This window comes from Shewanella sp. 125m-7 (genome assembly GCF_052977045.1).
The window spans coordinates 20694-38093 of the sequence record NZ_JBRILQ010000032.1; the positions used below are offsets into that span (position 1 = coordinate 20694).

General features: G+C 46.3%; 16 protein-coding genes. 4 read left to right on the plus strand and 12 right to left on the minus strand.

Annotation, left to right across the window (positions count from 1 at the left end; all coding sequences use genetic code 11):
* Positions 1 to 106: 106 nt before the first annotated feature.
* On the minus strand, positions 107 to 601 hold the full coding sequence (locus ACVBIL_RS14575) for a prepilin-type N-terminal cleavage/methylation domain-containing protein (protein WP_447167695.1): 495 nt from the start codon (positions 599 to 601) through the stop codon (positions 107 to 109).
* 199 nt (positions 602 to 800) lie between these two features.
* Between ACVBIL_RS14575 and ACVBIL_RS14580 the strand changes: the two genes are divergently transcribed.
* Together ACVBIL_RS14580 and ACVBIL_RS14585 are read left to right on the plus strand one after the other, a co-directional pair.
* The gene (locus ACVBIL_RS14580; RefSeq protein WP_447167696.1) at positions 801 to 1808 is read left to right on the plus strand and encodes an alpha/beta hydrolase; all 1008 of its coding nucleotides are present in this window, start codon (positions 801 to 803) and stop codon (positions 1806 to 1808) included.
* Between the two features lie 109 nt (positions 1809 to 1917).
* Positions 1918 to 2349 carry a DUF4156 domain-containing protein gene (locus tag ACVBIL_RS14585; protein ID WP_447167697.1) on the plus strand — a complete coding sequence of 144 codons (432 nt, stop codon included), beginning with the start codon at positions 1918 to 1920 and terminating at the stop codon, positions 2347 to 2349.
* 77 nt (positions 2350 to 2426) lie between these two features.
* On the opposite strand, the gene ACVBIL_RS14590 is transcribed toward ACVBIL_RS14585, so the two are convergent.
* The 11 genes from ACVBIL_RS14590 to ACVBIL_RS14640 all read right to left on the minus strand — a co-directional run bounded on the left by ACVBIL_RS14590 (position 2427) and on the right by ACVBIL_RS14640 (position 13123).
* Positions 2427 to 3467, minus strand: a complete 1041-nt coding sequence (locus tag ACVBIL_RS14590) for an aminoglycoside phosphotransferase family protein (RefSeq protein ID WP_447167698.1) — start codon at positions 3465 to 3467, stop codon at positions 2427 to 2429.
* A gap of 57 nt (positions 3468 to 3524) precedes the next feature.
* Positions 3525 to 3800, minus strand: a complete 276-nt coding sequence (locus ACVBIL_RS14595; RefSeq protein WP_447167699.1) for a putative quinol monooxygenase — start codon at positions 3798 to 3800, stop codon at positions 3525 to 3527.
* Positions 3801 to 3972: 172 nt separating this feature from the next.
* Positions 3973 to 4629: a 3-oxoacid CoA-transferase subunit B gene (locus ACVBIL_RS14600; protein WP_447167700.1), complete on the minus strand. Its 657-nt coding sequence runs from the start codon at positions 4627 to 4629 to the stop codon at positions 3973 to 3975.
* 12 nt (positions 4630 to 4641) lie between these two features.
* A complete protein-coding gene (locus ACVBIL_RS14605; RefSeq protein ID WP_447167701.1) occupies positions 4642 to 5394 on the minus strand; it encodes a CoA transferase subunit A in 753 nt (250 codons plus the stop codon).
* Between the two features lie 98 nt (positions 5395 to 5492).
* The gene (locus ACVBIL_RS14610) at positions 5493 to 6392 is read right to left on the minus strand and encodes a hydroxymethylglutaryl-CoA lyase (protein ID WP_447167702.1); all 900 of its coding nucleotides are present in this window, start codon (positions 6390 to 6392) and stop codon (positions 5493 to 5495) included.
* Positions 6393 to 6584 (minus strand): 3-methylcrotonyl-CoA carboxylase, encoded by a 192-nt coding sequence (locus ACVBIL_RS14615; protein ID WP_447167703.1) that lies wholly within the window; start codon positions 6582 to 6584, stop codon positions 6393 to 6395. It lies immediately after the preceding gene.
* Positions 6581 to 8701 carry an ATP-binding protein gene (locus ACVBIL_RS14620; protein WP_447167704.1) on the minus strand — a complete coding sequence of 707 codons (2121 nt, stop codon included), beginning with the start codon at positions 8699 to 8701 and terminating at the stop codon, positions 6581 to 6583. The genes ACVBIL_RS14615 and ACVBIL_RS14620 overlap by 4 nt, the downstream gene beginning before the upstream one ends.
* Before the next feature lies 1 nt (position 8702).
* On the minus strand, positions 8703 to 9584 hold the full coding sequence (locus ACVBIL_RS14625) for an enoyl-CoA hydratase-related protein (protein ID WP_447167705.1): 882 nt from the start codon (positions 9582 to 9584) through the stop codon (positions 8703 to 8705).
* A gap of 60 nt (positions 9585 to 9644) precedes the next feature.
* On the minus strand, positions 9645 to 11252 hold the full coding sequence (locus ACVBIL_RS14630; protein ID WP_447167706.1) for a carboxyl transferase domain-containing protein: 1608 nt from the start codon (positions 11250 to 11252) through the stop codon (positions 9645 to 9647).
* Between the two features lie 128 nt (positions 11253 to 11380).
* The gene (locus ACVBIL_RS14635) at positions 11381 to 12550 is read right to left on the minus strand and encodes an isovaleryl-CoA dehydrogenase (protein WP_447167707.1); all 1170 of its coding nucleotides are present in this window, start codon (positions 12548 to 12550) and stop codon (positions 11381 to 11383) included.
* 174 nt (positions 12551 to 12724) lie between these two features.
* Positions 12725 to 13123 (minus strand): MerR family transcriptional regulator, encoded by a 399-nt coding sequence (locus ACVBIL_RS14640; RefSeq protein WP_447167708.1) that lies wholly within the window; start codon positions 13121 to 13123, stop codon positions 12725 to 12727.
* A 360-nt stretch (positions 13124 to 13483) separates the two neighbouring features.
* Between ACVBIL_RS14640 and ACVBIL_RS14645 the strand changes: the two genes are divergently transcribed.
* Both ACVBIL_RS14645 and gndA read left to right on the plus strand, forming a co-directional pair.
* A complete protein-coding gene (locus ACVBIL_RS14645) occupies positions 13484 to 15388 on the plus strand; it encodes a propionyl-CoA synthetase (RefSeq protein WP_447167709.1) in 1905 nt (634 codons plus the stop codon).
* Between the two features lie 427 nt (positions 15389 to 15815).
* Entirely contained in the window at positions 15816 to 17363 is a 1548-nt protein-coding gene (gene gndA, locus ACVBIL_RS14650) for an NADP-dependent phosphogluconate dehydrogenase (protein ID WP_447167710.1), read from the plus strand.
* The last annotated feature ends 37 nt before the right edge of the window (positions 17364 to 17400 follow it).

Consider the following 17400-nt stretch of genomic DNA (forward strand, 5'->3'; position numbering starts at 1 on the left):
GCAGCTGATTAAGACTGGTTGCTTCAATAGTAAAAAGCATGAAATGACTCGCGGTTAAATGAGAATAAACAAGGTCGCAATATTGGCTAGCTTATCTTTTGTTAATCTAACAATCAGTGTTTACCATTTCAGTTGTCTTAGTATCAAAGTCGTAAAAAATATAGCAATTCATAGATTGGTCATCAGTGATCCCTTTAGGGTACAAGTAAAACCCGCCCGACCACCAAACCTGATCAAAGTTATTATCTAAGTCCAACATGGCATTAATTTGTTCAGACTCTGTGCCGCGGGGAAATAGATCGATATGGGGAAATCCTTGTATCGGATCGACACAGATTTGCACATTATTGATATCAACAGACTTAAAAGTGGCTAATCGACTATTACTCGAATTGCAGTCTTTAGCTGAGGCAGTGCTGCCCTTGGCTCGAACAAGACTGATTGCACTTTTAACCGAGGCCAGAGCTTGCTTCATAACCGCATCACGTGATTCATCTTCAAAGGAGATAAATTTAGGGATTGCAATAACACTGATAATGCCAAGGATAATAATGACGACAACTAATTCAATTAGGGTAAATCCGTTAACGGTATTACGCATGATTTACACCTCACTCTTCTTTTTATTAAACAGGATATTTAGGTATTCATCCTGTTCCAACTTCATTAAGTATATGACGTGAAAGTTAACTTGGTTTTGACAGTGCAATCTATGGCTACAAATTGAAGTTTATGTACTACCTTTGAAAGGATAGATTTACAGTAGCTTTATTGAATTAGTTAAGAAAGTTGGAGGCTAGATGGATAAAGTGTTGTTGAGTATTTTTAACTTCATACTCATTTCGGTTGTGATTTATTTCGTCATCGCTTTTAGCTGTGTTTTTTTTGGTCAGTGGTTCAAGCCCGCTATGGCTAAAAGTAGCCTGTCTTTTGATGAGTTGACCTATGGTAAGTCAGCAGGTGATGCAGAACTGCCAAAGCTAAAAACCTATCAAACAAGAGATGGTGAAAGATTGCCGTATCGTCATTACGAGGCGCAAACTGACAAGGTCATTATTTTTTTGCATGGTTCAGGCTGGCATAGCCAGTATCTGTTTCCTTTAGCCAAATATCTCAGTTCTGAAGGGCTCGCTCAGGTATACACGCCAGATCTTCGAGGCCATGGGCTCGCCCCAAAAAGGCGAGGCGATGTCGATTATATTGGGCAGATGGAAGATGACTTAGCCGATTTGATAAAACAGATTAAAAACGATAACCCAGGCTGCAAGCTGATTATTGCAGGGCACTCTTCTGGGGGCGGGCTGGCGGTAAGCTTTGCGGGAAGCCAATACGGTAAGCAAGCTGATGCCTATATTTTGCTTTCTCCATATCTTAAGTATAACGCGCCTACCATGCGCCCTAACTCTGGTGGATGGGCGCTGCCCTATACTTTGAGAATTGTAGGGCTCAGCATGCTAAATCATATCGGCATTCATAGGTTTGATTATTTAACTGCGATTGATTTTAATATGCCACAAGAGGTCCGTAACGGAACTGAAACCTTGTCGTACACCCATCGCCTTAATACCGCTTTTGCTCCACGCAACTATAAGCAAGATCTCAATGCGATAACGCAGCCATTATTAGTGTTAGTTGGCACAATGGATGAGTCAAATATAGCCGAGAAATTTGAACCGGAGATCTCAAAGTACACTCGCGCTGAAGTCATCTTGCTAAATGATGTGACTCATATGGGCGTCGTTGTTAACCCTGCAGTAAGACCCGTTATCAAGCAGTGGTTAGATAACTTGCGCTTAGCCGGAGAGTAAAGCGCTCTTGTTAGCAAGATCACCTTGTATAAAAATGTCATAGAGGGGGGATTCCAAAAGCGCGATAAAGCCTATATTATCGCCTCCCTTTTAATTTTGACTGTAAACCATGAAATTTGTAAAACTGGCTGCCATCGCACTGATGTGCTCAAGCCTTAGCGCTTGTATCACCTTTCCAACGGATGAATCTAACACTGTAAAAGTATTGTGGGATGACACTGATGCGTTACTTGGCTGCGCTCACAAAGGCACCGTAATTGGTTCTCAAGGTCATTTTTATGATTATTGGCTACATGCCGATAAAGATATGGTGTGGGGCACACTCAATGAAATGCGTATTAAGGCTGCCAAGCTTGGTGCTGACACTATTTATCTCTACGAACCGTTAGGCTTTATGGGCTCTGTAACCATGATGGCTAATGCCTATCAGTGTGAGTCAAAGCTGGCAGAGACAAATGCCCTGAGTCAGTTACCAATCACAGATACACAAACTGATAAGCAAGCTGAGCAACCTATTACGGAGAAGGGCGAGGTCAAGTAAGCTCGCATCTCAATATGAACTTGTAAACGTTACAAGTTCATATTGTCGCTATTCTCTCTACCATTACCCGTGCAGTACTACGCAATCACGTTTGAGTTACACAGTGGGAAAAGGTATTTTTCAGACTGTTTCCAGCCCGCAGTAGTATTAGCATTGGGGACGGTATTAAGTATGTAGTTGAGCTCGCCTGTATGGCGCAGCAAAGACAATGCCATACACTGCTCGACTAGCTCCTGTGCATTACTATAGTCAAAGCCATATCCCTGTAAAAAGTGAATAAACACATTTTTATCGGCTAGCGCGAGTAACATTCCTGGAGATGTAAACTCAAATACGGGATCGGGACAAATAATAGCATCACCAAAGTCAATTACTCCGGTCAATTTAATCCCTTGTTTAGTGTGTTTTACTAATAGATTCGCTGGATGTAGGTCGGTATGAATGAAATGGTCTGGGCCCTGTTTGCATTGGATATTAATGCTATTTAAGTAAGGCGCTAAGTCAGACAAGAATGGCTCAATTAAACCTTGTTGCTGTCGTTTTTGGTAAATATTATCGCGCTGGGTTTGCAAAAAGAGTGGCCAGTCTAATCTAAGCTCTGTAGCTTCCTCTGTGATAGCTCCCGTGACGGGAGAAACTGGCAGCTGATGCAGTTTTTGGCAGAAACCCCCTAACTGAAAGGCAATATTTTGTATCTGTTGCTGGGTGAGGGTAGGCAGAAGAACTGCGAGATTATCGCCCTCGACAAAGCTCATGAAAATATAATCCCAGTTACGAAAGCGGCCATGACAGATAAGCTGTGGCACATCTAAATCCAGTGTTGCTTGAGCCAATAGTTTAAGGCCTGTGAGTTCTGCACTAGCTTGCCTAGACCAATTTGGAGGAACTAGTTTCAATACGAACTTTTGCACGCCCTCATAGATAAACACTGGGTTTGCTCCTTCCTCAACGCGTATACAGTGCGTAAAGGCTAGTTGGTGATCTGGAGCTAGCTTCTCGGTCAGGGGTTGCCAGAAGCTAAAATCAAGATGATCGATAATATCGCAGGTCAAGCCATATTCAGGCTCTTCAGGTAATGAAAGGGCATTAGGGTATCGCTTTAAAAATGCTTGATTCATGCAGGGCTCATTCTATTGATTTTGTTTATTGCAGGCTCGAGATTGTAGTCCAAGATGTTATTCTAAAATATCGTAGTGGCGCTCAACATTGAGCGTAAGTTTGCCCCAGTATGATGACCTGACTCTTTTCTGATGTTGTTCGAAAGACTGTTTATCAACAAACTCCTCATAAACATCAAATTTACAGCGGTTGTCTGCGCTTTGCGACACTTCAAATAGACGACAGCCAGGTTCTTCAAGTGTTAACCTTTTATGGTTAACGAGTTCATCTTTAACTGCAGATAGCTCGGATTGTGGAACTAAAATAAACCCTTTTAAGATCACTTTTGACATAACAAGTCCCTATCTATTGTCGTTTACCCATTACTGTTAAATTGAACATTACATAAAAAAACGCAGCTTATAGTGAGCTGCGTTTTTTGATGACGGGTGTTATTGTTGTCGTTTTAACGAACTTATTTTTGACCAAAAGCCCTTAAAATACAATTCGTTAGAAAATAAGCCGTTAAAAGCCCATCTCTGGTACATGCTCAGGCACTACAAGTTTACCTGCTGTTTTAGAGACAATCTCTTCAACTGATACACCCGGCGCACGCTCTAGCAAGTGAAAAGCGCCATCTTTAATTTCTAGAAAAGCCAGATCGGTCAGTACTCGTTTAATGCAGCCAAAACCTGTTAATGGCAGCTCGCACTTAGGCAACAACTTAGAGTTACCTTTTTTATCGGCGTGCATCATGGTGACAATAATGTTGTCGGCGCCAGCCACTAAGTCCATCGCGCCGCCCATGCCCTTAATCAGCTTACCCGGGATCATCCAAGAGGCGATAGAGCCTTGCTCGTCAACTTCAAATGCGCCCAGTACCGTTAAGTCCACATGGCCGCCACGGATCATGGCAAAGCTTTCGCTTGATGAGAAAAACGATGCGCCATCTACTGCAGTAACCGTTTGCTTACCGGCGTTGATAAGGTCGGCATCAATGGTTTCTTCTGTTGGGAACTCGCCCATACCGAGTAGGCCATTTTCCGATTGCAGCATCACATCAATGCCTTCAGGAATATAGTTAGCCACTAAGGTTGGAATACCAATACCTAGGTTGACGTAAAAGCCATCTTGCAGCTCTTGTGCTACACGTTGTGCCAGTTGTTCTCTTGATAATGCCATAGTGCAGCCTCCTTAAGCTTTGTCAGTTGCTGTTGATTTTACGGTGCGCTGCTCAATACGCTTTTCAAATGTGCCTTGTATGATGCGATTAACGTAAATACCAGGCGTATGGATATGGTCAGGATCAAGTTCACCGGGCTCAACAATATGCTCAGCTTCTACTACGGTGACTTTGCCTGCGGTTGCCATCATAGGATTGAAGTTGGCCGCCGTTTTACGGAATACCAAGTTACCCATGGTATCGGCTTTCCATGCGCGAACAAGCGCGAAATCCGCTTTCAGCGCTGGCTCTAACACATAGTGACGACCATCAATTTCACGGGTCTCTTTGCCTTCGGCCACGGGTGTACCGTAGCCAGTAGCGGTAAAGAATGCCGGAATGCCCGCCCCACCGGCGCGAATTTTTTCAGCCAAGGTGCCTTGTGGCGTCAAGATAACGTTAAGCTCGCCGGATAACATCTGCTGCTCGAAGGTGGCGTTTTCACCCACATATGAGGCAATCATGGTATCGATTTGACGGCTTTTTAATAACAGACCTAAACCAAAGTCGTCTACGCCAGCATTATTTGAGATCGCGGTAAGTCCAGTGACACCCATTTTCACCATTTGCGCAATTAAGCCTTCAGGTATGCCACATAAACCGAAACCACCGACCATGACGGTCATATCGTTGCTTAGGCCTGCTAAAGCTTCTTCATAACTACTGACGACTTTATTGAGTCCTTTATTTGGCTGTTGATTTAGCGCTCTATTTAGTCCTGCCATTACTGTTATCTCCTTATTCTGTCCGATGCTAGAACCTAGAACCTAGAACCTAGAACCTAGAACCTAGAACCTAGAACCTAGAACCTAGAACCTTCTTTTTATTCGCTAATCGCTCTAGCCACTTTTGAGCCAGACTGGCGGCCGAGGGCATGACTGATTTTATTGCCTGCACTCGCAAGTTTCGTTAAGTCGATGCCAGTTTCGATCCCCAGTCCGTGCAGCATGTACACTAAGTCTTCTGTGGCTAAGTTACCTGAAGCGCCCTTTGCGTAAGGGCATCCGCCAAGGCCCGCGACCGATGAATCAATCACACTGACGCCGGTTTCTAAGCAGGCCAGAATGTTGGCTAGCGCTTGGCCGTAGGTGTCGTGAAAATGCAGCGCAAGCTTTTCAACAGGCACCACCTGAGCCACAGCTTCAACCATTCTACGGGCATTAAGCGGTGTGCCAACGCCTATGGTGTCGCCAAGTGAAATCTCATAACAGCCCATTTTGTAAAGTAATTCAGACACCCGAGCGACTTCGCTAACCGCAATCTCGCCTTCATATGGGCAGCCTAAGGTGCAAGAAACATAACCGCGCACAGGGATGTTTTTGGCCTTAGCCAGCGCCATCACTGGCATAAAACGTTCGATGGACTCTGCTATCGAGCAGTTAATATTACGTTGGCTAAAGCTTTCTGAGGCTGCGCCAAAAATGGCAACCTCATCGGCGCCAGCGTCAAGTGCAAGTTCCAGACCTTTTAAATTCGGAGTGAGAGCACTGTATCGCACGTTATCTTTTCGGCTGATATTTTTTAATACATCACCTGAGTCGGCCATCTGAGGCACCCATTTCGGTGACACAAAGCTTGCCGCTTCGATACGCTTTACGCCCGCAGCGACCAAGTCTTCAATTAAGATAATCTTGTCTTGAGTGGTGACTGGCTTTTCGTTTTGCAGACCGTCACGGGCACCGACTTCGAAGATGCTGACTTGTTGAGGGTAAGAAATCGCCATTTATGCACTTTCCTCAGTTTTAGCTGATTCAACTTCGGCAGCTTCTTCCTCGTCATCAGTCAACTCAACTTCAGCTTCAACTTCGGCGAGCAACATGCCATCGCTGACTAACTCTCCGGCCTCAAAGAAAAACGCACTGACGATGCCGTCAAACGGGGATTCAATGGCGTTTATTACATTAGTCATCTTCATCCGACTTCTTCCTTTTCAGGGTTTACTTCTGCTTCAACTTCGGCGAGTAACATGCCATCGCTGACCAGTTCACCTGCTTCGAAGAAAAATGCACTGACGATGCCGTCAAATGGGCTTTCTATTGTGTACTCCATCTTCATGGCTTCCATCACCATAATGCCTTGGCCGGCTTTAACTGAGTCGCCCACCGCCACTAGTTGAGTCACTATGGTGCCGTTCATTGGTGCTTTAAGCTTATCTTCTAAGTTGTCTTGCTCTTCAATGACTTCAGATTGCAGTGCGCGGTAATGATAGCTTTTTGATTCAATAAACAGGGTGAAATCGTCACCCACTTGGCTGACCGGGATCTTAAGTTTATGGGCGTTAGTTTTATGAGTATTATGAACGTTAGTCTTAATAGCAGGTTCAGTTTGTCTATCATCCAGCTTGTGCTGGACAATTTCAGCGTGCAGCATCTCGCCAATCAGCTCGCCAGAAAAGGTTAGCAAGTTATCGCTAAGCTGTAGTTGATATTGGGACTGACCAGCAACTTGCGTCTCAATCAGATCAAGATGATGTATCTCATGATTATCATCTAATAAGGCCACTTGATGCTGACTAGCACTGTTGAGCCTAAAGCCATTGTTTTGATGCCAAGGCGAGTAGGGATCATGGCTTGTCTGTGCATCGATTTGAGCTTGTTTCTTGCGAGCACAAAGCTGATACAGCGCGGCTAAACCTAAAGTGATATCGCTGCTGGTGGACACTTGTACATTGTCGGTCTCTGATAGTAGTGCATCAGCATAACGCTCAATAAAGTCGGTGCTAAAGTTCGCTTCGCTAAAGGCTTGATGCTTGGCGATGTTGGCTAAAAATTCAATATTGTGTTTAAGGCCACCAATTTGATAATCATCTAAGGCGTGCACTAAGCGCTGCAGGGCGCGGGGGCGTGATTCATCCCAAGTGATTAGTTTTGAAATCATCGGATCGTAAAAGTTACTGATCACATCATTTTCACGCACGCCAGAGTCGATACGAACATATTGGCTCTGGGTGGGCTCACGTAAAAAGTCGAGCTTACCGCTAGCGGGTAAAAAGTCGTTTTGTGGATCTTCAGCGTAAATACGTGCCTCAAAGGCGTGGCCTACAATACGGACTTCATCTTGCTTCAGCGGTAACTCACCGCCACTGGCAACCATTAGCTGCCATTTTACCAAGTCTTGGCCGGTGACCAACTCTGTGACCGGATGCTCTACTTGAAGGCGAGTATTCATCTCCATAAAGTAGAAACTGTCATCGGTATCAAGTAAAAACTCAACGGTACCGGCGCCTTCATAATTAATTGCTTTGGCCGCGGCAACCGCAGCTTCCCCCATTTTCACTCGTAGTGCATCACTCAGGCCTGGCGCTGGTGCTTCTTCAACCACCTTTTGATGGCGACGTTGAATAGAGCAATCTCGATCAGACAGATAGATACAGTTACCCTGGCTATCGGCAAACACTTGCACTTCAACATGGCGCGGCTGACGCAGGTAACGCTCCATCAGGAGTTTATCGTTACCAAAAGAGCTAATGGCTTCACGTCGTGCTGAATTAATCGCATCTAGCACTTCATCGCTGTTTTCAACGATGCGCATCCCTTTACCACCGCCACCAAAGGCGGCTTTAATCAGCAGAGGAAAGCCCATGTTATTGGCCTCTGAAACCAGTAAGGCATCATCTTGGTCATCGCCGTGGTAACCGGGAACCAGGGGTACGTTGGCTGCGCCCATTATCTCTTTGGCGGCGCTTTTGCTACCCATAGAGTCAATCGCTGCTGCACTTGGGCCAACAAAGGCGATATTAGCTTGCTCGCATTTAAGGGCAAACTCGGCATTTTCAGATAGGAAACCATAACCAGGGTGAATCGCTTCTGCGCCTGCGCGTTTGGCTATTTCAATAATCAAGTCACCCTTAAGGTATGAGTCTGCAGGTGCGCTGCCACCTAAATAAAACGCCTCATCGGCCATGGCCACATGGCGGGCGTCGATATCGGCATCTGAATATAGCGCAACGGTGCGTACGCCCATCGCTTTGGCGGTGTTAATGATGCGGCAGGCGATTTCACCGCGGTTAGCAATTAGCAATTTAGTGAACATGTTATTTGGCTCCTTGCCCGCTGGCGCTTTGATTATTATTTTGGGTTGCAGCGTTAAAGTCTGTGGTTGCAGGCCATTGTGGGATGCGTTTTTCGAAAAAGGCGTTGAGGCCCTCTTGTCCTTCATCAGATACACGAATGCGGGCGATGCGATCGCTGGTGCGATCTAACGTTGTTTGATCAATGACGCCATCTTCTAATGTTGAAAGCAGTGATTTCACCCACGCCATACCTTGTGGGCTATTGCTCAGTAACGACGCAATAATCGGCGTGGCTGCCGCCTCTAAATCATCATTTACCTCATGGATAACCTGCAGTTGTAGCGCTTTTGGCGCGTCAAATCGCTCAGCGGTGAGCATGTAGCGGCGCGCTGCGCGTTGTCCCATAGCGCGAGTGACATAAGGACTGATGACCGCAGGAATGAGCCCTAGTTTGACTTCACTTAAGCAAAAGCTGGCTCGCTCATTGGCAATAGCAATATCACAGCAGCAAATAAGCCCGAGCGCGCCGCCAAAAGCAGCGCCTTGTACCAGTGCGATGGTCGGTTTTGGGAATTTGTCCAGCACTGACATCAGCTTGGCTAGCTCATTGGCGTCAGCTAAGTTCTGCGCAAAATCCATCTTGGCTTGCTTGCGCATCCAGTTGAGATCGGCGCCTGCGCTGAAGTTTTTTCCGTTGGCTTTTAGCACTAACACTTGGCACTTTGGATTGACGGCGAAGTGTTCAAGTACTGTGATCATTTCCTTAATCATCACTTCATCAAAGGCGTTATGCTTATCGCTGCGGTTGAGCACCATTTGCGCCACGCCGCCATCGACTGAGCAGTTTACATATGCTAATTGCTCGGTCAGTTGTTCGGTGTCTGTGGTGACTGATGTATTCATTATTGTTGGTCCATTTTATTGTCTGAGTCGATGGTTTTTGGCTTAAATGGCAACCTGCCATTACATGCGAAATACACCGAACTTAGTCTCTTCAATTGGTGCGTTTAGCGCGGCAGACAGCGCTAAACCAACAACATCACGGGTTTGAACCGGATCGATAATACCGTCGTCCCATAAACGGGCGCTGGCATGATACGGATGGCCTTCTTTATCGTATTGTTCAACAATCGGTTTACGAAATGCCTGCTCTTCATCATTTGACCATTCAAGGCCCTTACGTGCCAGCCCGTCACGTTTAACCGTTGCCAGTACGCCAGCGGCTTGCTCGCCGCCCATTACCGATATCCGGGCATTAGGCCACATCCACATCATAGTTGGCTCAAATGCACGGCCACACATCCCATAGTTACCCGCGCCATAGCTGCCGCCAATAATCACCGTGAACTTAGGCACGTTGGCACAAGAGACCGCGGTCACCATCTTGGCGCCGTGTTTTGCTATGCCTTCATGTTCGTATTTTTTACCCACCATAAAACCGGTGATATTTTGCAGGAACAAGAGTGGAATTTTGCGTTGGCAACACAGTTCAATAAAGTGCGCGCCTTTTTGCGCAGACTCAGAGAACAAGATGCCATTGTTGGCGACAATGCCGACCGGGTAGCCATGAATGCGGGCAAAGCCACACACTAAGGTATTACCGTAGTTGGCTTTAAACTCATCAAAGTCTGAGTCATCGACAAGGCGTGCAATCACCTCTTTGACATCGAATGGCTTTTTAAGATCAGTGCCTACGATGCCGTAAAGCTCATTAATATCAAATTTTGGTGGTTTAACAGGGCTTAGCTGAGCAGCAATTTGTTTTTGATGATTAAGGCGAGTCACGGCTTTGCGGGCAAGTTCAAGCGCGTGTTCATCATTTTGCGCCATATGGTCGGCCACGCCAGATATTTTGGTGTGCACTTCAGCGCCGCCAAGCTCCTCAGCGGTGACCTCTTCACCGGTCGCAGCCTTAACGAGTGGCGGGCCAGCTAAGAAGATGGTGCCTTGCTCTTTTACAATAATGGATTCATCCGCCATGGCGGGTACATACGCGCCGCCTGCGGTGCAAAGCCCCATGACGACGGCAATTTGCGGAATACCTTTGGCAGACATTTGCGCTTGGTTATAGAAGATGCGGCCGAAATGATCTCTATCGGGGAACACTTCATCTTGGCGGGGAAGGTTAGCGCCGCCTGAGTCCACAAGATAGATGCAGGGCAGGTGGCAACGGCTAGCAATCTCTTGTGCGCGCAGATGCTTCTTAACGGTTACCGGATAATAAGTGCCGCCCTTTACGGTGGCATCGTTAGCAATAATCATGCACTCGACACCACTTACGCGGCCAATCCCTGCTATGACCCCTGCGGCTGGCACCACATCGTCATAGAGTTCGAAGGCGGCAAACTGAGAAATTTCTAGAAAAGGCGAACCGGGATCTAGCAGCTTCTCAACACGCTGACGAGGCAGAAGTTTTCCCCGTGAAAGATGACGGTTACGCGCGACTTCTCCGCCGCCTTGTTCAATTTGATGTATTTTTATTTTTAAGTCTTGAACGACCGTGGCCATATCATCAAATTTAGCTTTAAATTCATCGCTACGTGCATTAATACGGCTGCTAAGTTGCGTCACAATTTCAATCCTTTTGAAGCTGAAATAGGAGGGCAACCTTAGTGATTGCCCGACGGTCCCCCCTAAGTATGAATTTTTAGGGATGGCCTGCGGTTGCAGGCCTGGCTCGATTCCAATCTGAGTAAGCGTTACTTTGATTCGTTAAATAGCTCACGGCCAATTAGCATACGGCGAATTTCAGAGGTACCCGCACCGATTTCATACAGCTTGGCATCGCGTAGTAGGCGACCCGTCGCGTACTCGTTGACATAGCCATTACCGCCAAGAAGCTGAATGGCATCGAGCGCCATCTTAGTGGCAAGCTCTGCTGAATATAAAATGGCACCAGCGGCGTCTTTACGGGTAGTTTCACCGCGGTCACAAGATTTCGCCACGTTGTAGATATAAGATTTTGCCGCGTTCATGCCTGTGTACATATCGGCAAGCTTGCCTTGTACTAGCTGGAACTGGCCGATTGATTTACCAAACTGTTCACGCTCGTGAATGTAGGGGATAACGATATCCATACAGGCGGTCATGATCCCAAGTGGGCCACCAGAGAGCACCACGCGCTCGTAATCGAGGCCGCTCATCAAGACTTTAACGCCGTTGTTGAGGCCGCCAAGAATGTTCTCTTCTGGTACTTCACAATCTTCAAATACCAATTCACAGGTGTTTGAACCGCGCATGCCTAATTTGTCTAGCTTTTGCGCCGTGCTAAAGCCTTTAGAGCCGCGTTCAACAATAAATGCGGTGATGCCGTGGGCACCTTTATCGAGATCAGTTTTGGCATAAATAACGTAGGTGTGGGCATCGGGACCATTGGTGATCCACATTTTGTTGCCGTTGAGTATGTATCTGTCACCCTCTTTACGGGCGTGTAGTTTCATTGAAACCACATCAGAGCCAGCATTGGGCTCACTCATGGCAAGCGCGCCAATGTGCTCACCACTAACTAATTTTGGCAAGTATTTGGCTTTTTGCTCACTGTTACCGTTACGGTTAATTTGGTTAACACAGAGATTGGAGTGGGCGCCGTAGCTCAAACCTATTGATGCAGAGGCTCGGGAGATCTCCTCCATGGCGACCACGTGGGCCAGGTAGCCCATTTCAGCTCCCCCATACTCTTCTGATACCGTCACGCCGAGCAGCCCCATATCACCAAGTACAGGCCAAAGCTCATTAGGAAAAGCGTTATCGAGATCTGTTTTGGCCGCAATAGGGGCGATTTCATTTGCCGCGAAGCTTTGCACTGCGTCGCGCAGCATATTGACTTCTTCACCGAGGCCAAAATTTAGAGATGAGTAGAGTTGAGTCATTTGCTTGTGTCCTGTCAAGTTTTGTTGAGTGTAAGTTCACTGATCTATGCCGTGATACTTATCAATTTATTATGTAATTATTGGGTTACTCTATTAATTGCTAATTGCTAATTGCTAATTGCTAATTGCTAATTGCTAATTGCTATAACGAAAATGGTGATATAAAAAAGCCCATTACTGGGCGTTATTTTCAAGCGCATCACGGCATTGTTGCTCAGCCGAGTTCAGCTCCATCAGTACCACTTTAATATCGTCCATCTGCTGCTGTAGTGAGACTTTCTTGTCTTCAACTAGCTCTAGCATGGTGTGCAGTTGGCTACTGCTATTCTTGTCGGCATCGTAAAGTTCGAATAAACGTCTGGTTTCAGCCAATGAAAAGCCTAAGCGTTTACCGCGTAAGATAAGCTTTAACCTCACCCTATCTTTAAGGCTATAGATCCGTGTTTGGCCACGGCGCTTTGGTTTTAAAAGACCTTGGTCTTCATAAAAACGAATACTACGAGTCGTGATATCAAACTCTTTAGAGAGATCACTAATTGAGTATGTCGTTTGTGGGAGCTGATTCTCTACCATCAAATAACACCATAATTGTTTACATTAATAACACGGTATATGAAGTTTACGTAAAGGTAAAGTTTGGTCCGGTTAGATAAAGTGGATTTCATGTCAAGTGCGCTTTCCACTGGAGCAAGTTTAGCGATGGATGAGCAGAGGAAAAGGAGAGGGTCTTATATATTAGTATATTTAAACAGTATGTTAGCTGTTACGTATGTATCTCTGGAGTCGTACTACAGCCTATTTGACTTACTCATTCTAAGGTCTAATGGGGATTTATCAATCGTCAGAGCATAATGCGATTAAGCATTAAATGGACGAAAATCGCTCTCATTCGATGCAATAGCTATCGAGCCCTAGCAAAGTGGAGTCAGTATTGTGAAAGATAAGAATAAGCAATTACATACCAAATCAATTAACCAACCTGAGACATTCTGGGCACAAGCTGCCAGCCAAATCGATTGGTACTCTCCATGGAATAGCGTACTCGATGACAGCGAAGCGCCATTTTACCACTGGTTTAAAGGCGGCAAGCTCAACACCTGCTATAACGCAGTGGATAGACATGTTGAAGCGGGTCGAGGAGATCAAATTGCGCTGCAATATGTGAGTCCTGTGACTGACACTGAATATGGGATCTCCTATAAAGAGTTGCAAGCTCAGGTGAGCAGGCTTGCGGGTTATATGGACTCAATTGGCGTGAAAAAGGGTGACCGAGTGGTGATCTATATGCCCATGGTGCCAGAAACGGCATTTGCGATGCTGGCCTGCGCACGTATCGGCGCAATTCATTCTGTAGTTTTTGGTGGCTTCGCCGCCAATGAACTCGCCACCCGCATTAATGATGCTAAGCCTAAGCTGATTCTTTCTGCGTCTTGCGGCATTGAACCATCGGGGGTTATCCCATATAAACCGCTACTCGATGCGGCGTTAGAGCAAGCAAGCCATAAAGTGGACCACTGCTTGATATTAAACCGAGGTCAGCTTGAAGCTGAATTGATGCCTGGAAGAGATATTGATTGGCAACGCGCGGTGGCTGCAGCACCTAATATTGATTGCCAGCCGCTTGATGCAACAGACCCGCTTTATATCTTGTATACCTCTGGCACCACAGGGCAACCCAAAGGCGTAGTGCGTGACAATGGCGGCCATGCGGTGGCACTTGCTTGGTCGATGAAGCATATCTATGACATTAATGCAGGGGACGCTTTTTGGGCCGCATCGGATGTCGGCTGGGTGGTGGGACACTCCTATATTGTCTACGGCCCATTACTCGTCGGGGCGACCAGTATTCTGTATGAAGGTAAGCCTATTGGCACTCCCGATCCTGGCGCATTTTGGCGCATAATCTCGAAATACAAGGTGAAAAGCTTCTTTACCGCCCCTACGGCGATTAGAGCAATTAAACGCGATGATCCCAATGGTGACTATTTGCAGGGCGTAGACTTAAGCTACTTGAAGAATGTGTTCTTAGCGGGCGAGCGCTGCGATCCTGATACTTTGCACTGGACCGAAGATAAACTCAATAAGCCTGTTATAGACCATTGGTGGCAAACTGAAACCGGTTGGCCGGTAGCGGCAAACTTGATGGGCTACGCCCCTGTCGAGGTTAAGGCTGGATCGCCTGCATTAGCGGTACCCGGTTATCAAATTGACGTTGTTGATGTCATGGGCGACGAAGTTGCAGCTAATGAGTCTGGTAATGTTGTGATTAAACTGCCGCTGCCACCGGGAACATTAACCACCTTGTGGCAAAATGAGCAGCGCTATCAAGATAGTTATCTTTCCATGTATCCAGGCTATTACTTAACGGGCGATGCCGGATACAAAGATGAAGAGGGTTACTTATACATTATGAGCCGTATCGATGACATTATTAATGTAGCAGGGCACAGACTATCGACGGGACGATTCGAAGAGGTGCTCTGTCAGCATGATGCAGTGGCCGAAGCGGCTGTTATCGGCGTTAAAGATCAGCTTAAAGGCCAAGTACCGCTGGGTCTAGTGGTGCTAAAAAAAGGCGTAACCCTTAACGATGATGAACTTAACCAGCAACTGATGAGTTTAGTACGACAAGAGATAGGCCCGGTGGCATCCTTTAGGCTGGTGAGTGCGGTGCAGAAGCTACCTAAAACGCGTAGCGGAAAAATCCTTCGAGGCACCATGCGCAATATTGCCGATAACCAAAGTTACAAGGTGCCAGCAACCATTGAAGATCCCGCAACCTTAGATATCGTGCGTAATACCTTAACGCGCATGGGATATGCAGATGCGCATGTATAAGTAGAAGGTTCTAGGATCCTAGCAGCGAGAAAAGCTAAGACGATAAAAGCAGGAAAAGCAGATCCTAGGAGCGAGGAAAGCTAAGACAAAGCTATTGAGCCGTTATAGCTGGATCTTGTGTAGGTCGGCATTTATGCCGTCAGGGGAATGATGCTTGCTGATGGGTCTTATACTGATAGGTATTAACCTGCAAATGCAGACAAAAGCTGAAACTTAGGTTTCAGCTTTTTTGTTTTTGAACTAAATTTATTGTTCATTATTAACGCCTAATTGTTAACTGAAATGGCTTTGCCTGGTAATTAAGTTACCAAAGTCTGTATAATCGCTAACAAAATTAAACCTGTCACCTCAATAAGCAGCGTCAGCTATTGTTGCTTATACAAAATAATAGATGGGTAATTCTCTGTGACCTACGGAATAAATTTACATGAATAACCAAAATCAGCTTTATGATATCGGTGTGATTGGCTTAGGTGTAATGGGCAAGAACCTCGCGCTCAATATAGCCGATAACCAGTATCGCGTTGCTGCGTTCGATCTTGATGAGCTCAAGGTGCAAGACACTGTTAAGCAAGAAGAACGTGAGCGTAAACAATACCTAAAACAGATAGCTGAGCCTCGAATAGTAGGCTGTAACAATCTTTCTGAAATGTTATCTAAATTAGAAAAGCCGCGTGTACTGTTGTTATCTGTCCCGGCAGGCGCACCTGTCGATGGAGTGTGCCAGTCTCTGATTGAAGCTGGCATCGAAAGCGATGATATTGTGATTGATACGGGCAACAGTTTATGGACCGATACGGTTGCGCGTGAGCAGCGCTATGCCAGTGACTTTCAGTTCTTTAGTTGCGCGGTTTCTGGTGGTGAAGTTGGTGCGCGTTTTGGCCCATCTTTGATGCCAAGTGGTAGCTTAACTGCTTGGAATAGAATTGAGCCTATATGGCAAGCCATTGCTGCTAAGGTTGATGCTAAAACGGGTTTACCTATTGAGCGGTTTGAGCCAGGAAACCCGGTAAAAGAAGGCGAACCTTGCACCACTTATATTGGGCCTGCAGGCTCGGGTCATTACGTCAAGATGGTGCATAACGGCATTGAATATGCTGATATGCAGCTCATTTGCGAAGCATATCAATTACTGAGTCAGGGGTTAGGATTAAGCCCGAGCGAAGTGGGTGATGTGTTTGAGCGTTGGAATCAAGGTAGCTTAAACAGCTACTTAATGGAGATAAGCGCCGATGTGCTTAAACAAGCCGACCCATTAACTGGCGCGCCGCTGGTGCAAATGATTTTAGATAAAGCGGGCCAAAAAGGTACAGGCCTTTGGACCGCAGTAAGCAGTTTGCAAATCGGCTGCCCAGCTCCGACTATTGCTGAAGCGGTTTATGCCCGCGCTGTCAGTACTCAAAAAGCACAAAGGCAGCAACTCAGCAAACTGTTATCAGGACCAAGCGCAGCGCTTTTAGCCACGGTTAACAGCGGCGAAAAGCAGACATTTATCGATCAGCTTGAAAATGCGCTCTATTGCGCCAAAGTGTCATGTTACGCCCAAGGTTTTCAGTTGATGGCCATGCAAGCCAAAGAACAAGACTGGCAGTTAGACTTTGCTGAAATCGCTAAAATTTGGCGCGCCGGATGTATTATCCGCGCCACCTTCTTGCAGTCGATCACTCAGGCTTATCAGCAAAATGCTGAGTTAGAAAACCTGTTGATGGCTGATACTTTCTCTAACGCTTTGTCAGATAAACAGAATGATTGGCGTTTAGCGGTATCGACTGCCGTAATGAGTGGTATTCCAGCGCCGTGTATTAGCTCGGCATTAGCCTATTATGACAGCTATCGCTGTGCGACATTACCGGCGAGTTTACTACAAGGTCAACGCGATTATTTTGGCGCACATACCTTTGAGCGAACAGATAAACCTGCTGGTGATAAGTATCATTTGAACTGGAGCGGCGATCGTCGCTTACAGAAGGTGTAATTCGATATCTTTATTCTGAGCGCAAAAACTACAAAGC

Coding starts and splice junctions, on each gene's coding strand:
- ACVBIL_RS14610 (WP_447167702.1), bottom strand. CDS start 6,392: ATGGCGATTTCTTACCCTCAACAAGTCAGCATCTTCGAAGTCGGTGCC.
- ACVBIL_RS14575 (WP_447167695.1), bottom strand. CDS start 601: ATGCGTAATACCGTTAACGGATTTACCCTAATTGAATTAGTTGTCGTC.
- ACVBIL_RS14625 (WP_447167705.1), bottom strand. CDS start 9,584: ATGAATACATCAGTCACCACAGACACCGAACAACTGACCGAGCAATTA.
- ACVBIL_RS14600 (WP_447167700.1), bottom strand. CDS start 4,629: ATGGCATTATCAAGAGAACAACTGGCACAACGTGTAGCACAAGAGCTG.
- gndA (WP_447167710.1), top strand. CDS start 15,816: ATGAATAACCAAAATCAGCTTTATGATATCGGTGTGATTGGCTTAGGT.
- ACVBIL_RS14615 (WP_447167703.1), bottom strand. CDS start 6,584: ATGAAGATGACTAATGTAATAAACGCCATTGAATCCCCGTTTGACGGC.
- ACVBIL_RS14580 (WP_447167696.1), top strand. CDS start 801: ATGGATAAAGTGTTGTTGAGTATTTTTAACTTCATACTCATTTCGGTT.
- ACVBIL_RS14640 (WP_447167708.1), bottom strand. CDS start 13,123: ATGGTAGAGAATCAGCTCCCACAAACGACATACTCAATTAGTGATCTC.
- ACVBIL_RS14605 (WP_447167701.1), bottom strand. CDS start 5,394: ATGGCAGGACTAAATAGAGCGCTAAATCAACAGCCAAATAAAGGACTC.
- ACVBIL_RS14620 (WP_447167704.1), bottom strand. CDS start 8,701: ATGTTCACTAAATTGCTAATTGCTAACCGCGGTGAAATCGCCTGCCGC.
- ACVBIL_RS14590 (WP_447167698.1), bottom strand. CDS start 3,467: ATGAATCAAGCATTTTTAAAGCGATACCCTAATGCCCTTTCATTACCT.
- ACVBIL_RS14595 (WP_447167699.1), bottom strand. CDS start 3,800: ATGTCAAAAGTGATCTTAAAAGGGTTTATTTTAGTTCCACAATCCGAG.
- ACVBIL_RS14635 (WP_447167707.1), bottom strand. CDS start 12,550: ATGACTCAACTCTACTCATCTCTAAATTTTGGCCTCGGTGAAGAAGTC.
- ACVBIL_RS14585 (WP_447167697.1), top strand. CDS start 1,918: ATGAAATTTGTAAAACTGGCTGCCATCGCACTGATGTGCTCAAGCCTT.